Here is a 15,798-nt window from a genome sequence, read left to right as displayed (position 1 = left end):
GCCCGTTCAAACCAAAAGCAATACACTTTAGTTTCGCAATGACGGAACAGGACATTCTCGTTTTAAAACAAAGAATGGGCAATCTTGAGAACCACCTCCCCTAAAACCTCTTTGAACTCGAAATCGATCACTCCTACCATTCCTTTTCCATCTTTTGAAGTTTTTTATATCGTTCTTTCACTTACTCTCAGCCTTTAGCATCAGAGTTTTCAATACCTTTTCTATCCATTGGGTGAATAATATTTTTCTTCATCTCTACTCTGGAAGTTTTTCTAAGTGATGTTAGTTTCTCCGATAATTCCATAAACCACTGCTCGTCTTTCGTTGACAGGGCCAAATCAATTAAATTCAAAATTTGTTGCTCACTGTTCATTGTCGCAACAGGTAATTTTTCAACCCTGTTGTTCAATAACCAAATGGTTGTTCCAATCATATCTTCATTGTCACATTCCACAATGTTAACTTTCACTGCTTCTTGCAGTGAATCAATGTTCTCGATGTAGCCGTGTATTAACTCTCCCTCCCTCGACTTTCCCTTAATCCAATCGCCTGCTTTCAAAAGGTATTTTTCCATTGCCGCCATGAATATTTCCTCCTTAGAATTGTTAGAAAAATAGTTACAGTTTAGTGATAAAACACGGGTACATATATACTGAACTGAAGAACATAATCTGTACTAAAAAAAATTACAGTATGGGTAAAGAGAAAAAATTAAATCAATATCAGCGACACTGTTTAATTTTTTCCAAAACAGAATGTATTGTAATCTTTTCTAAATATTTTTCGAAATACTCTTCCGCCTCATTGAAAATCTGATCCATGACCACCTGGGTGTTAGATGAAACCGGACAATTTTCTTCCGGATCTCCCGTGCACCAGTTTGGCTTAAACGTTCCACATGCAACCGCTCGATAAATCTGGGCCAATGTGGTTTCTTGAGGATGACAGTCTAAAATATAGCCTCCCCCAATGCCTTCTTTTGTTTTTACAAACCCTTTTTTGCGCAAGCTGCTCATGATTTTTCGGATTCTTGCCGGGTTTGTAGAAACATTTTTCGCAATGAGTTCACTGCTAGCCATGTGGTCCGGTACATAAGCCAAAAAAACCAGGCTGTGTACGGCTATGGTAAATTCACTATTCACCTGATCCATATCCTCCTCTATACTGTAATTTTAATGAATACAGTTTAAAAAGTCAACGAAAGTACCTTAAAGGAAAACAATCATATTTTCATCTCTGAACTTTCTGCGGTATAGCAAAGCTCAAAATAAAAACTTTTCCCTAATATGATAAAAGCCCCTCTCTATATAAACAAAGGAGGCCCGCTTACTCATATAACCTTTAATTATCAAATGTCAGCTGGTAGAATAACACACTTTGCCATTCACCAAATTTCTGTCCGACTTCCTTCAATTCTCCGCAAAATTGAAAACCGAATTTTTCGTGCATTTTAATGCTTATATCATTTCCTTTTGTAATGCCAGCCATAATCACATGATAATCCAATTCCTTTGCCAGCTCCAAAATCGCTGTCATCAGCTGGTTTCCGATACCATACCCTTGCTGATCCTTATCAATATAAATGGAAATTTCACTTGTACTTTTAAATGCTTCCTTTTCGCGAAACATCGATAAAGAAGCATAGCCCGCTGTTTTCCCTTCTCTTTCGGCCACAAGAAGCGGATACAACTCATTTTGATCGTGCAGGTCAAACCATTGACGGCGCTGTTCGACTGTGACAGGATTCAAATCAAAGGTGGCCGTATTATTTAATACGGATTGATTATAAATTTCAACGAGACCAGGTAAATCTTGTATGACTGCTTTTCGAATCGTTACCATTTCATAAACTCCTTTTAAACTATCACTATTCATTATACTACGTTCAAATGGTATATACGCAAAAATACCGAAACGAGATAAAAATTCAGAAAGCTCATATTTCCATCTCGCCTCGGCTAAACCGTAAGTTTCACTGGCTATTAGACTACAATAAAGTCAGCACTCACCTGTAAACAAGCTAAAAAGCCCCTTACTCATGAATAATAGTTATGTGAGAAGCCGCTTCTTCCGCTCGCTGGCGTGCAGCTTCCGGAGATCCAGCTGAGTTCAGCACAACAGCCATCCGGCGGCCAATCTTTGTTTCGGGTTTCCCGAACACCCTCACTTGTGTGTTCGGAACAGATAAGCTCTTTTCTACTCCAGAGATTTGATATGACTTACTTTCTTCCCACGCTTTAATCGTACGGCTGGCACCTGGAGTGATTAACTGAACAGCCGGGATAGGAAATCCTAAAATCGCCCTTACGTGGAGCGCGAATTCAGAAAGATCTTGCGTGACAAGAGTTACCATACCTGTATCATGCGGCCTTGGCGACACCTCGCTAAAATAAATACGGTCCGGCGCAATAAATAGCTCAACGCCAAAAAGGCCATATCCACCAAGGGCATCCGTGATTTTCCGGGCAATTTGCTGAGCCTCTTCTATTTGCTCTTCTGTCATTTCGTGCGGCTGCCATGATTCAATATAATCTCCATCTTTTTGAACATGTCCAATCGGGGCACAATACGTCGTTCCCGAAACAGAACGTACTGTTAATAATGTAATCTCGGAGTCAAATTGAATGAACTCTTCTACAATGACTCTCGCTTTTTTGCCCCTTCCTCCTTCAACTGCCTCATTCCATGAGTTTTCTGCATCTTCAAAAGAACGGCAAACCGTTTGCCCCTTTCCGGAAGAACTCATAATCGGCTTAATGACACATGGTGTTCCGATTTCTTGAATCGCTTCTTTCAGTTCGTCTAACGTATCCGCAAAGGCGTATTTGGCAGTTGGCAGCCCAAGTTCTTCACTGGCCAATCGGCGAATTCCTTCACGGTCCATCGTTAAATTCGCTGCATTTGCTGTAGGTACGACATGAAACCCTTCTTTTTCGAGCTCTATTAACGTTTCTGTCGCAATCGCTTCAATCTCCGGCACAATCAAGTCAGGTCGTTCCTGCTCGATGATGCCGCGAAGCTCTTTTCCATCCAGCATGTCGATGACATAAGACCGATGTGCAACCTGCATAGCCGGAGCATGCCCATAACGATCCACAGCGATTGTTTCGACGCCTAGACGCTGTGCCTCAATCACCACTTCCTTTCCTAACTCTCCAGAACCAAGCAGCATCATTTTTTTAGCCTGTTTACCATAAGGTGCTCCATACATATGTAACTCCTCCTTGTTATCCGTTATTTCAACATCTTAACGTAGAAATAACACATATTCAAGAATAATTTCGATTGATTATCGAACATTTCGAACACCAATAAAAAATATAATTCGTATTTCAGATTACAAATCGGTATATATCCTTTTGGCCGTTTGATTTTCGGGCAATGAAAAAACTGACGGCCATATAGACCATCAGTTTTTTTGACTTTACTTAATGAATGAAATCACAATCATCAGCACAAACAGAATCGTCAGATGATTGAGGGAAACAACAAACATAACCGTTGCCCATTTTGTATCTTTCATTTTATTAAATCCAACGAGACCGACCAGCAGCCAAATCAGAGTCAATCCGAACATTGTAAAAACAATGATTTTGCTGAACGGCCAGAATAAAAAGGATGACATTAACAATACGACTAGATAGGCAATGGTTTGAACTTTCGTGCGGTGAATCCCTTTAACGACCGGTAACATTGGTACCCCTGCCGCTCTATACTCTTCCAATCGTCTAATGGCAATCGCGTAGAAATGAGGCGGCTGCCACAGGAACATCAGCACGAATAGTCCAATAGCAATCGGATGAAAAATATCCGAAGAAACAGCTGCCCAGCCGATAATTGGCGGTATCGCACCAGAAAGGCTTCCTACCTCCGTATTATAAATCGTTGTACGTTTCGTTAACATCGTGTAGGGGAATACATATAAGAAAAATCCTAAAAAGCCCATAAGTGCCGCCATCTGGGAAACAATCCATAAAAAACCGATCCCGCTGGCGACAAGCAAGATGCCAAGCCATAAAGCAAATTTCGGGTTAATGGAACCATCTACGGTCGGCCTATCCATCGTTCTAGTCATTACCATATCAATGTCACGGTCATAAAAATTGTTAATAGCACCCGAACCGCCGACGACTAATGATGTTCCTACTAAGGCTAAAATAATCATAGGGATTTGCTCAAAAAAGCTTAAATCATTCGCATATAAAGCCAAACAAAGACCAGCAAGCATTCCCATCACGTTCGATTTGATAATGCCGGTTTTTATAATAGCGCTTATCACTTTCCATGAAAGATAGTGTTTCATAGAAAGGGAGTCCTTTGTTATTACTTCAGAGTTTTTCACAACCATTCTCCTCTTTTAATTCATCTCTTTGCAATATATCTATTGAGAGATAAATATGTTCTTCTCTAATCCACTATGCTATTTTAGCAGAAAGTTGAGGGAAATACTTCTCATGGAACCGTTGAATTTTGTCAAAAAGTTGAACGAACGTGCAAATATCATTGAGTTCCTTTGATTACCACAAGAAATCTCCAAATATTTCCCACTATACTCTTTCATTATTTGGATTTTTTGTTAAGTATTTCAACCAAAACCTAATAGGTAAAAAGAGGGAATAGACTGTATTCGCCTATTCCCCGCTTTTTACTTACCTAAATTCAATCCATCTAAAGCCATGCTGGCAAAAACCCCGCTCACTTGGTGCAGCGATTCAGCAGCATAAGCTGGTTCTGCTTCAAAAAACAAGCTTGATGTCTCATTATTTTCTTTGTTCGCGAAAATAAGTAAAAAATGTGTTTTCATGCGATTCGCAATCAGCACCGATCCGTATGTCAATTCCATGTTGCGGATACGCTCGATCGGATCTTGAAATGAAGAAAAGCGCTGAACATAAGGCGGGACCACTTGTTTAAGGTTTTCTTTAATGCGAAACTTCGCTTCATACATTGATGATTCAAGAGAAACAGAAGTTGGAATCGCCTTACCCGCAAGAATTGTTTCAAATATTTGCTGCAGGGCTCGGTTTTCCTCCGATACATAGGCCACGTTTGTCACGAGAAGATTCATATATTCTTCAACTGTTTTGGCATGATTTCGCTGTTCCAAAATTTTGTTCTTCACTTCACCTTGAAGTTCTTCCTGTTTCCATCCTTGCGTTAACTGTTTCATTAATGCCGCTGTGATTTTATGGATCTCTTCTCTTGAAATGGTCATATGGTAGTCAAAAGTCCCTTCTTTTCAAATTGTCACATCACCATGTGATTTCTCAACTCATATTTCTATTATACATCAGCAAGGGAGATAGATGGTATGTTGTTTCCTCTTATAATCGCTTCAAAAGGAAGACTCCACAACAAAAAAAGAGGCCATTAAGACCTCTTCTGTCATATATAGGAAATAAGACTCCCGTCCCCTTTATATAGCGGGTGCATTTCTTACTTATGCCGTTTCCCAGCCCATTTTGTATTCGTAAACGGCAGATTCAATATCATCGATAAATGGTAAAATGTGACGTTTTTCTAAAAAGAGCTTATAAAATTGTTTAATCACAATTGGAGTCTGATTAAATTCTTCCTGCAATCGTTTCAATCGATATTCCGTGAGCGGCACTTCGCATTCAACGATACATTTCAACTCTTCTAGAAATTCTTTAGTCATGTTCATCACACCCTCACTCCCATTTGATAATCATATTTTATCATTAATTCTCTATTTTTGAAAGCGCTTTCTACTAAATATTATTCTAATAAAAATGTTTTCTATCTTATTTTTCATATATGCATTAAAATCATTAAATATGTATATAAGTATAAAAAATTTAATTCTGCTCATCTAGCAACTTGTCATATAACCTAACATTCATTTCGCACTAGCAAAAGACAAAGGCTATTCCAACAAAAATAGCACGATATTTACGTGCTATCTCCTTATTGGCCACTGTATATGCTCTAATATCGACCTTATCTATTTCAATCGAGCCGAATAATTTTTAAATCCGATGTTAAGACCCATATCCCTCTATCGAAGGGATTGTTTTGTAAACCTAACAATCTTTTAATCTGTTCAACGTCTTGGTCCCATGATCGAGATGACATATGCCGGACGACTAAAGCAACCTGCCTGCCATAATCCTTTAAAAGTTTTTTCGTGACGGCCTCGACCAAAGCGGGAAGGCTTTCATCTTCATTTTGCCCTGTTAGACGGACAGAGGCGCGGTTTTTAGGCTTTTCCTTCGTTTGCCCCAACAAAAAAGGGATTTCCCCTTTTCGATCTTCATGCAAAGTGATTTCCAAATAAAGCTCTTCGTTCGTTAAACGGTCTTTGCATATGACATCTGGAATATCGGATAACTCGATAATTTCATAGCTTGTTTTTAATGCTTGATTATACAAATGTAAAAAAGCGACAGCGGTATCATACTCAATGGCTTGTTTCCTATTTTTCGGCTTCAACAAATCCCCCTCTCTAAAACCGACTTGGCCCTCCACATGCAAATAGGTGACTATTTTCTTAAGCCTTATATTGTTATTAATATAGTATGTAGGAGGATGAGATTCGACCATCTAAAAACGCAAAAAAAGAAGGCATTGATCATACCTCCCTATTTCTCTATATATTCCATTTAGTGACCCGGACAACTTGAATTTATTCTCAAGGGCTTCGAAAATTTGGCATGGCCGTTCTTTGGTTATGTCGAATTTTCAAAATCGATCTATATATGTTCTATGTATATCTTCTACCCTATAATTAAATTTTTGCTCTACTCTTGTTAGAAGCTGCAGCTCGAATTTGCTGTTTCCCTTTCTTAAAAGCCGTTTTGAAGTACTGCTGCAATAGAAGCAGCGTGGTATCTTTGAATTCATATTGTTCTGTTAGGTTCTCCCATGTCTCGCTGTTCATGAATGTGTCCCACGAAAGAGAAGAGCGGCGGCTTTTCTTTAGCTCTTTAACGATCCATCTTTTCATCATTGTTTTCCCCTTATCAGTGAGTGCACCGCCTTTGACGAGTACGTCATCAAGTATTCTTTTATACGAATGATGAATATCCTTATCTTTAGCCGCGGCAAAGAAAAGGTTCGCAGTATTTTTGGCGTCCGCGAAAGCGCGGTGCTGTTCCCCTTCCCATTCTAAGCCAAGCTGTTCGACCGCAAACTTCAAACTTGGTTGATTCGGGAACAACTCTTCATAGGCACTAAAGACAAATCGCTGCAAATCAAACCTTCGTTCTTTTGTTAAATCCGGTCCTTCTACATCGTGAAGCATGCAGTCTTCCGTCAAAAAGCCATAATCCTCCTTCCCCCATGTTACGAACACATACTCTTCCCCGACAAATTTTCGAAAGCGGGCGATGACTGCCGGAAATTTATCTGCTCCTTTTACCTCTTGCTTTGTAATTCCCGTTAGTTTCGTTGTATGCCGGGACAAAGATGCAGTCGGTTTTACAAGTGAAGAAAAAATCTCGACAATACTCATTGTACCTGCCTCAATCTTAACGGCTCCAATATCTACAATTTCTGTTGGCGCCTCTGACTGATAAGGCCTGAAATTCCGTTCAATATCAAAAACAATATAATATTTAGGTTCATGCATATATGGCGTCTCCCCTTCTGTTTCCTATCGTAACATGATTTTGCTTATTTGGAGCGGAGAAGGTTACAAAGTTCCTTTTCATAACAAAAATCATAACACCCGTTTCTGTTTCAGTATGCTAAAAAGAGGACTTCCTTCCACAACAGGGCTGAGTCTGTTTCTTTGATAAGAACCATCATGTTTAGTAAACTATAACAAAAAACATAAAGGTGTGCTCAACTTGAATGAAGTTATTAAAACATTAACCAATCACCGTTCGTTTCGCCAGTATTTGAATACTCCGGTAAATAAAAAAGAACTTGATGCCATTATCCATGCTGCCCAATCCGGACCATCCTGGATACATGGTCAGCAGGTTTCCGTTATCATCGTAAAAGATTCTGCTCGAAAAAAGAGGTTGGCCGAACTTTGCGGCCATCAGGACCACATCAATCAGGCGCCCGTCTTCCTTATCTTTTGCGCTGACTTCCACCGTGCTAAACTGGCGAGTGAAATCGAAGGTGTCTCCTTTGAAGTTGCAGATGATGCAGACAGTTTATTAGTAGGAGCTGCAGATGTCGGAATTGCTTTAGCTAATGCCATTGCAGCGGCAGAATCGCTCGGATTGGGAACCGTGCCGATCGGTGGAATTCGCCGATCGCCTTTGGAGGTCATTGAGTTCTTGCAATTACCAAAGTATGTAATTCCCATTTCCGGATTATGTATTGGCTACGGAGGCAATGATCCTGGCCTGAATCCCCGCCTTCCAAAAGAAGCCTTTTACCATGAAGAAACCTATAACGAGAATCAAATGGACATGTTGCAGCATTATAACGAGACAATGGCGGAGCATCGCAATAAAACGACGAACGGGAAAAGCGATGCAAACTGGACAGAGCGAATTGCAGGCTTTTACAGCCGCTCCCACTACAACAATGCTTATCCCGACGTTCCGCGCATGCTCCAACAGCAAGGATTTACTTGTAAGGATATGAAGGACGAGAGCTAGATTATTAACGATACGGCAAGAAAGGACCCGTCATGAAAATCCATTATGATGATGGATTTTCATGACGGGTCCTTTCAATGACAATGTTTTTGGTGTTTATTCAAAACTATAGATCAGTCGCTTTATTAAGAAAATAATACTCTTTCTATCTACTAAACCATTTCGTTTCTATTCCCCATCCAATCTACTTCACTTCTTGCGGTACAGTTAAATCAAGCCCCTGTGCAATGCGTGTTCCGTACTCTGGATCTGCTTTATAGAAATGCTGGATTTGGCGAAGCTTAATTTCTTCTTTCGCCACAGGCTTCATCGAATCCACAATATTTTGAACGAGACGTGTACGTTCTTCTTCACTTAACAGACGGTATAAATCGCCGGCCTGTGTGTAGTGATCATGATGATCATAGGCAACACTCTCTGCTGCCCCTGATACTGGATAGGCAGTCTGTTTGTTTTCAGGTGATTCAGCCGGTCCTCCGAAACTATTTGGTTCATAATAGACGGAGCCTCCGCCATTATTGTCAAACCTCATTTGTCCGTCACGTTGATAATTATTCGCTTCTGTCTTTGGACGGTTAATTGGAAGCAGATTATGATTTGCACCTACACGATAACGATGGGCATCCGAATACGCAAACAAGCGTCCTTGAAGCATTTTATCCGGTGAAACCTCGATGCCTGGTACAAGTGTTCCAGGAGAGAATGTCGCTTGTTCCACTTCGGCAAAGTAGTTTTCAGGATTGCGATTTAATACCATACGGCCTACCTCGATTAGCGGATAGTCTTTTTGAGACCATACTTTCGTTACATCAAATGGATCAAAACGATACGTATTCGCATCTTCCAATGGCATGATTTGAACATATAGTGTCCAAGCCGGGAAGTCACCGTTTTCAATCGCATTAAACAGCTCTTCTGTATGATAATCGGGATTTTCACCAGCAAGTCTGGCCGCTACATCCGTGGTCATATTTTTAATGCCTTGTTCTGTTTTGAAGTGATATTTCACCCATACGCCTTCTCCTTCTTTGTTCACCCATTTGAATGTATGGCTTCCAAAACCGTGCATATGACGGTATGTAGCAGGAATGCCGCGATCAGACATTAAGATAGTTACTTGATGTAAAGATTCCGGTGATAAAGACCAGAAATCCCATACGGCAGTCGGATTCTTTAAATGAGTTTTTGGGTCCCTTTTTTGTGTGTGAATGAAATCAGGGAATTTAATGGCATCGCGAATGAAGAAAACCGGTGTATTGTTCCCAACCAAGTCATAGTTTCCTTCTTCCGTATAAAATTTCACGGCAAATCCGCGCGGGTCACGCACCGTATCTGCGGAACCATTTTCACCGGCTACCGTAGAGAATCGAACGAATAATGGTGTACGCTTCCCTACCTCGGATAAAAATTGAGCTTTTGTATATTTCGTTACATCATTTGTGACTTCAAAATAACCGTGTGCTCCTGCACCTTTCGCATGAACCACACGCTCTGGAACACGTTCCCGATTGAAATGTGCCAATTTTTCAAGAAGGTGGACATCCTGAATTAATGTCGGGCCGCGTGAGCCGGCTGTCATGGAATTTTGATTATCGCCAACCGGTGCTCCCCAGCTAGTCGTAAGATTATTCTTATTTGTACTCATAATGAAATCACCTCATTAAATTAATATGAATTAATGATAACATTTATCAATATAAAATCAATACTTTTTTATAATTATTATAAATAAATAAAGAGTATAATTTATGAAAAGTATTTGAATTACCGCTCAAATCACTATTTGGAAATAGACAATGAACGTTAAAAAGTGAGTAACGGCATGGATTTTCCCCTGTTCGTTCCTAGCTTCCCAATCAATACTCTTCTTTCTTTCGATGATCAGCTGTAAAAGAGCGCAAGGAAATTTTATCCATATTATTTTTTATGATAAAATTGCCTTGTATTATTCATATTCAATCGGATTGTTTTACAAATAATACCAAAACTCTTTTTCTACTTTAAAATGTGAGTACTAAGGGTAATTAATGCGTGTTGAAAATTCTAAAAATACGGAGAAAAGCGATGACAGACTATAAGATTTTATTTCTAGACATTGATGGAACGATTTTAAGGCCGGATGACACTATCGAAGATTCCACGAAAAAAGTGGTGGCTGAAATGCAGCAAAAAGGCATGGAAGTATTTCTCGCTACAGGCAGACCGCTGCATGAAATATCTGACCTTGGAAAAGAATTAAACATCCATTCCTTTATTGGTTACAACGGTGCTTATGCGATTTATAAAGGGAAAGATGTATTAAAAGAACCGATGGATTCCCATACGGTCAAAGATTTTCTAGACATCGCCCAGCAGCATGGACACGAGGCGGTTATGTACACACATGATAAGAATGTGGTCACCAACCTGAATGCTCCGATTATGCAGGAGTTCCTGGAAAAATTCCATTTACAAAAAAACGAATTATTCAGCCCCGAAATTTTACACCATGTATTAGGCATGACTCTTGTCAATTTGAGCGAAAACGAACCCGCCCTTTATGAGCAAGACCACAACGTTCATTTATCACAAGTGAATGTAGAGGGATTCCGTCATAGCTATGATGTCATTAGAGACAGCGTCAACAAAGGATTTGCTGTTGAAATCATTTTAAAACGGCTTGCCATCTCAAAAGAACAAGCGATTGCCTTCGGGGATGGGATGAATGACAAAGAAATGCTTAAGGCTGTCGGTGAAGGGTTTGCGATGGGAAACGCGCACCCCGATCTTTTTGCTTATGCCAAACATAAAACAACAACCGTAACGAACTCCGGCATCTATAACGGCCTAAAAACACTCGGGCTCGTTAACTGAAAAGAATTGGCAGCTTAAATAATCGAACATGGGCATGATTACCCTGTTCGATTATTTTTATAGAGTTATTTAGCTAACATGGTCAAAACGGCATCTAATAACACGTTTACTCCTTTTTCACAATCTTCCCAAGCAGTAAACTCTTCTTCGCAATGGCTTTTTCCGTTTACGCTCGGAACAAACAGCATGGCAGAAGGAATGAAGCTGGCGATGAACTGTGCATCATGCCCGGCTCCGCTGACCATTCTTTTATGAGAATATCCCAATGACTCGGCAGATTGTTCGAATAGGTTGCAAATGTCTTTTTCAAACCAAACTGTGTCCCGTCCCCACAATTTGGTTGCTTTTATTTCACATCCTTCATTTGACCGAGACTGCGGCAATGCTTGAATTATTTCCTCAACCGTGCTGATGATTTCTGGGTCTTTATGCCTCGCTTCCAGTGTGAATACCACTTTATTCGGAATGACCGTATGAATATTTGGAGAAACGTTTACCCTTCCAATCGTGTATACCAATTCATCATCAAGCACACTTAATTTTTGGCGTGCTTCAGTAATTAAATGATTGGCTGCAAAGAGAGCGTCTTTTCTCATATCCATTGGAGTTGTGCCGGCATGGTCAGATTCTCCCGTTATTTCAATCTCATAACATGCCATCCCAACGACACATTCAACGACTCCAATTGAAAGCGACTCTCTTTCAAGAATAGGCCCTTGCTCGATATGGAGCTCCAAAAAGGCAGAAGCCTCTTTTAAGCGATTCTCGACATCGCCTGCATACCCGATGGAATGCAACGCTTCTTCAAATGTAATTCCATTTGAATCCCTTTTCTTCAGCATAGCCGTTTTTTCAAATTTACCGGAAAGAACGCCCGATGCCATCATAGAAGGCTCGAATCGGGCGCCCTCTTCATTTGTAATATTGACGATTGTAATAGGGATTTGAGGTTTAATATTATTCTCTACCAGCGTTCTAACCACTTCTAAACCGGCCACTACCCCGAGTACCCCGTCAAAGCGCCCGCCTTTTTTAACTGTGTCCAAATGCGAACCGATTACAATCGGCGGTTTATTTTCAATGCCCTCAAGAGTGGCATACATGCAACCCATATCATCAACCTTGACCGACATTCCCAACTCTTCACAACAAGAACGAAAATAATCTCTAACCAGGCGGTCTTCCTCTGATAGAGAAAGCCTCGTAACCCCATTGTTTTCTGTACGACCATAGTTTGCAAATAGTTCAAGTTCATTCTTTAATCTCTCACCATTAATCAATACCTTTTGCCGCTGCATTTCAACACTCCTTTTTCAACTATTTAGGGTTTCGTTCGATCTGTCCTTCTTTGTTCGCTATGTAATACTTATTATATAAAAAACGTTTTAATCCTCCTTCTTTGTCAGTTTATCTTCCATAATTTTTCAAATGATTCTCTGCGCTTTCCCCATAAATGTTCATGCCGGTTCTAGATGATCCTTCCGCAAAGGGTTTAAAATCCTTCAAAAAAGGGAATCACACTAAAAAACTGGTGAGCGTGTCTTCTGCAACTGACGAAGGATGAACTACTTAACGGGATTATGCTAAAAAATGGGGTTTTCATTTATAAAGGGGAAAAGATATGAAACGAAATCACACAATGATGCAATTTTTCGAATGGCATGTAGAGGCGGATGGAATTCATTGGAATCGTCTAAAAGAGATGACACCCGAACTGAAAAAAAGAGGAATTGATTCTGTATGGATTCCCCCGGCAACAAAAGCTCTCTCATCAGAAGATACAGGATATGGAGTTTATGATCTGTATGACCTTGGGGAATTTGATCAAAAAGGAACAATCCGTACCAAATACGGAACGAAGCAAGAATTGCTTGACGCTATTTCAGCATGTCACGAACATGGAATAAGCGTCTATGCTGATGTTGTCATGAATCATAAAGCGGGAGCGGATGAAACAGAAGTGTTTCAAGTCATTGAAGTAAACCCAAATAATCGGGAAGAAGAAATTTCAGAACCATTTGATATAGAAGGCTGGACCAAATTTAATTTTCCCAATCGGAATAATCAATATTCCTCCTTCAAATGGGGATTTGAACATTTTAACGGTACCGACTATGATGCTAAACGCGATCGAACAGGCATTTTTCGAATTACTGGTGAACATAAAGCATGGAATGACCATGTAGATGATGAATTCGGAAATTACGATTATTTGATGTTTGCGAATATCGACTACAATCACCCAGCTGTCCGAGAAGAAATGATTCGGTGGGGAAAATGGTTTGCCGATACATTATCATGCGACGGATACCGATTAGATGCCATCAAACATATTAATCATACCTTCATTCGTGATTTTGTCACAGAAATCACGAATCACCGCGGGCAAGACTTTTACGTTGTAGGCGAGTTTTGGAACCCTGATTTAGCGGCATGCCAGGAGTTTTTGAATCACGTAGATTACAGTATCGATCTGTTTGATGTAGCCCTTCATTATAAATTGCACGAAGCCTCCAAAAGCGGGCGCGATTTTGATCTCACGACGATTTTTGACGATACCCTTGTTCAAACACATCCCCTCCACGCGGTAACATTCGTTGACAACCATGATTCACAGCCTCATGAATCACTCGAATCATGGGTGGAAGATGGGTTCAAACAAAGCGCTTATGCCCTCATTTTACTGCGAAAAGACGGGTATCCATGTGTATTTTACGGAGACTACATCGGCATTGGAGGTAAAGAACCTATCAAAGGAAAAAAGGAAATGCTCGACTCTCTTCTTTATGCCCGTTGTCATAAATCGTATGGAGAACAAGAAGACTATTTTGACCATCCGAACACCATTGGCTGGGTCCGTTACGGTGTACAAGAAATAGAATATTCAGGCTGTGCGGTTGTCATTTCCAATGGAGATGAAGGAGAAAAAAGAATGTTTGTAGGGAAAGAACGCGCCGGAGAAAGCTGGGTTGACTTAACGAATAATAGAAGCGATCTCATTTCAGTTGAAGAAGACGGGTTTGCAACATTTCCTGTGAATGCAGGCAGTGTATCTGTATGGGCATTGCCTTCAAATCAGGAATAAAGCAGATATTGTAATGCAATTCGCTTCTTTACGCGAAGATTTCCTGGGTAAGCGCAAAAAGCGACATGATATCTGTCATTCCGCGAAATCCGATTCCAGGAAAATAGAAAAAAGACACTCAAGCTAAGAGTGTCTTTTCCAATTCATCAAATGGCTGAATATACCCCTTATGCACAAGATGGCCCGTTTCACAGTCTGAATCTGGACAAACTGCCTCGTCTTGAATACATCGTCTGCAATACATTTTTCGGCAGCTATTACAACGATAGACTTCCACTGTAAACTTATTACACCCACAATTCATACAAATCCCATAAGCTGTTTTGAGCATCTCTCTTCCTCCCTTTATTAAAATATATCAAAAAGTCTGAAAATTTAATATGTCCAAATAATGGAATTAAAAGTGAGCGGTCCGCTATTTATATTTCTTTAAATTAGTTAAATAAAACGACAAAAAAGATGTTTGTCCATTGGAGGCAAACATCTTTTTCTTCTATTATATATACTAAAATATTTTAAACATCACTCTAGCTCGTCTTTTGTAAATACAAACTACGGCATTGATCCACTTTGCATTTCACATACGTTTGAGTTGTATCAAACATTTCAGCTACAAACAATGTTGCACCGTAGAATGTTTTCTTTTTTGTCATTTCCTGACTGACTATGTAATCATACACAACAGCTTCTATATCATTAATCAATGGCAATAGGTGACGATTTCTAACAAAAAGTTGATAAAGTTCGGCAATAAATGATTCGCTTTTGTCAAACTTCTCCTGCATTTGCTCTGTTGCATATTCATTAAGCGGCAATCTGTTTTCAACCATATATTTTAAATCCTCTAAAAACAATTTATTAGTATTCATCTGTCATCACTCCCCTTTGATGTTTATATTTTAACATCAAAGAACTTATTTTGAAAGCGTTTTCAATTTGTTTTTTAGAAAAATTTCCATTTTAGAAATTGTGTAGATTCAGTGAGATTCATGGCTGATAGAAACGCTTCCAATAAACAGGTTCCTTTTGTTTCCCCAACTTCCCTCCCAGCTGTTTTTCTCATAGACCCGTTTTTTGCTCTCACTTGTAAAATCGTATTGCTTCATATAAAATTCCTCTCTTTTCTTCATCGGCATTTTAACATATTAATAAGAGGAAACACACAGGATTAGCTTGCCCCTATATAGGGATACCAAAGAAAATATATTGAATAATGAGCTACTAATGTAAGTATTTAGTCGTTTCATATGATATATTTTGAGGAAAGAAGAAGTTTTGGAA

General features: G+C 39.7%; 16 protein-coding genes. 3 read left to right on the top strand and 13 right to left on the bottom strand.

Annotated elements, in window-relative coordinates; genetic code table 11:
• Positions 1-187: 187 nt before the first annotated feature.
• The 9 genes from BK575_RS08290 to BK575_RS08250 all read right to left on the bottom strand — a co-directional run bounded on the left by BK575_RS08290 (position 188) and on the right by BK575_RS08250 (position 7,591).
• Entirely contained in the window at positions 188-583 is a 396-nt protein-coding gene (locus BK575_RS08290) for an IDEAL domain-containing protein (protein WP_078409958.1), read from the bottom strand.
• Between the two features lie 139 nt (positions 584-722).
• Positions 723-1,142, bottom strand: coding sequence for an RrF2 family transcriptional regulator (locus tag BK575_RS08285; RefSeq protein WP_078414701.1), 420 nt, complete (start codon positions 1,140-1,142; stop codon positions 723-725).
• 199 nt (positions 1,143-1,341) lie between these two features.
• Positions 1,342-1,842 (bottom strand): GNAT family N-acetyltransferase, encoded by a 501-nt coding sequence (locus BK575_RS08280; protein ID WP_078409957.1) that lies wholly within the window; start codon positions 1,840-1,842, stop codon positions 1,342-1,344.
• Positions 1,843-2,032: 190 nt separating this feature from the next.
• Positions 2,033-3,211: a formate-dependent phosphoribosylglycinamide formyltransferase gene (gene purT, locus BK575_RS08275; protein ID WP_078409955.1), complete on the bottom strand. Its 1,179-nt coding sequence runs from the start codon at positions 3,209-3,211 to the stop codon at positions 2,033-2,035.
• 213 nt (positions 3,212-3,424) lie between these two features.
• Entirely contained in the window at positions 3,425-4,342 is a 918-nt protein-coding gene (cyoE, locus tag BK575_RS08270; RefSeq protein ID WP_078409954.1) for a heme o synthase, read from the bottom strand.
• 303 nt (positions 4,343-4,645) lie between these two features.
• Positions 4,646-5,215, bottom strand: a complete 570-nt coding sequence (locus tag BK575_RS08265; protein ID WP_078409953.1) for a hypothetical protein — start codon at positions 5,213-5,215, stop codon at positions 4,646-4,648.
• 225 nt (positions 5,216-5,440) lie between these two features.
• Positions 5,441-5,665 (bottom strand): hypothetical protein, encoded by a 225-nt coding sequence (locus BK575_RS08260; RefSeq protein WP_139367997.1) that lies wholly within the window; start codon positions 5,663-5,665, stop codon positions 5,441-5,443.
• A gap of 305 nt (positions 5,666-5,970) precedes the next feature.
• Positions 5,971-6,453, bottom strand: a complete 483-nt coding sequence (locus BK575_RS08255) for a hypothetical protein (RefSeq protein WP_078409951.1) — start codon at positions 6,451-6,453, stop codon at positions 5,971-5,973.
• Between the two features lie 295 nt (positions 6,454-6,748).
• A complete protein-coding gene (locus BK575_RS08250) occupies positions 6,749-7,591 on the bottom strand; it encodes an exonuclease (RefSeq protein WP_078409950.1) in 843 nt (280 codons plus the stop codon).
• A gap of 220 nt (positions 7,592-7,811) precedes the next feature.
• On the opposite strand from BK575_RS08250, the gene BK575_RS08245 reads away from it, so the two are divergent.
• On the top strand, positions 7,812-8,579 hold the full coding sequence (locus BK575_RS08245) for an NADPH-dependent oxidoreductase (RefSeq protein ID WP_078409948.1): 768 nt from the start codon (positions 7,812-7,814) through the stop codon (positions 8,577-8,579).
• A 184-nt stretch (positions 8,580-8,763) separates the two neighbouring features.
• Here the strand turns inward: BK575_RS08245 and katA are convergent, their stop codons facing one another.
• Entirely contained in the window at positions 8,764-10,224 is a 1,461-nt protein-coding gene (gene katA, locus BK575_RS08240; RefSeq protein ID WP_078409946.1) for a catalase KatA, read from the bottom strand.
• A gap of 419 nt (positions 10,225-10,643) precedes the next feature.
• Between katA and BK575_RS08235 the strand changes: the two genes are divergently transcribed.
• Positions 10,644-11,432 (top strand): HAD family hydrolase, encoded by a 789-nt coding sequence (locus tag BK575_RS08235; protein WP_078409945.1) that lies wholly within the window; start codon positions 10,644-10,646, stop codon positions 11,430-11,432.
• Positions 11,433-11,497: 65 nt separating this feature from the next.
• Here BK575_RS08235 and BK575_RS08230 read toward each other — a convergent pair whose 3' ends face one another.
• A complete protein-coding gene (locus tag BK575_RS08230) occupies positions 11,498-12,730 on the bottom strand; it encodes a Zn-dependent hydrolase (RefSeq protein ID WP_078409944.1) in 1,233 nt (410 codons plus the stop codon).
• Between the two features lie 323 nt (positions 12,731-13,053).
• Between BK575_RS08230 and BK575_RS08225 the strand changes: the two genes are divergently transcribed.
• Positions 13,054-14,517 carry an alpha-amylase gene (locus BK575_RS08225; protein WP_078409943.1) on the top strand — a complete coding sequence of 488 codons (1,464 nt, stop codon included), beginning with the start codon at positions 13,054-13,056 and terminating at the stop codon, positions 14,515-14,517.
• Positions 14,518-14,635: 118 nt separating this feature from the next.
• On the opposite strand, the gene BK575_RS08220 is transcribed toward BK575_RS08225, so the two are convergent.
• A complete protein-coding gene (locus BK575_RS08220) occupies positions 14,636-14,848 on the bottom strand; it encodes a hypothetical protein (protein WP_078409942.1) in 213 nt (70 codons plus the stop codon).
• Positions 14,849-15,044: 196 nt separating this feature from the next.
• Positions 15,045-15,386, bottom strand: coding sequence for a hypothetical protein (locus BK575_RS08215; RefSeq protein WP_078409941.1), 342 nt, complete (start codon positions 15,384-15,386; stop codon positions 15,045-15,047).
• Positions 15,387-15,798 lie beyond the last annotated feature (412 nt).

This window comes from Priestia abyssalis (assembly GCF_002019595.1).
Classification (GTDB): Bacteria; Bacillota; Bacilli; order Bacillales; family Bacillaceae_H; genus Bacillus_BA; species Bacillus_BA abyssalis.
The sequence above is the reverse complement of the archived record's forward strand: the minus strand, read 5'-3'. Positions and strand labels throughout refer to the sequence as shown.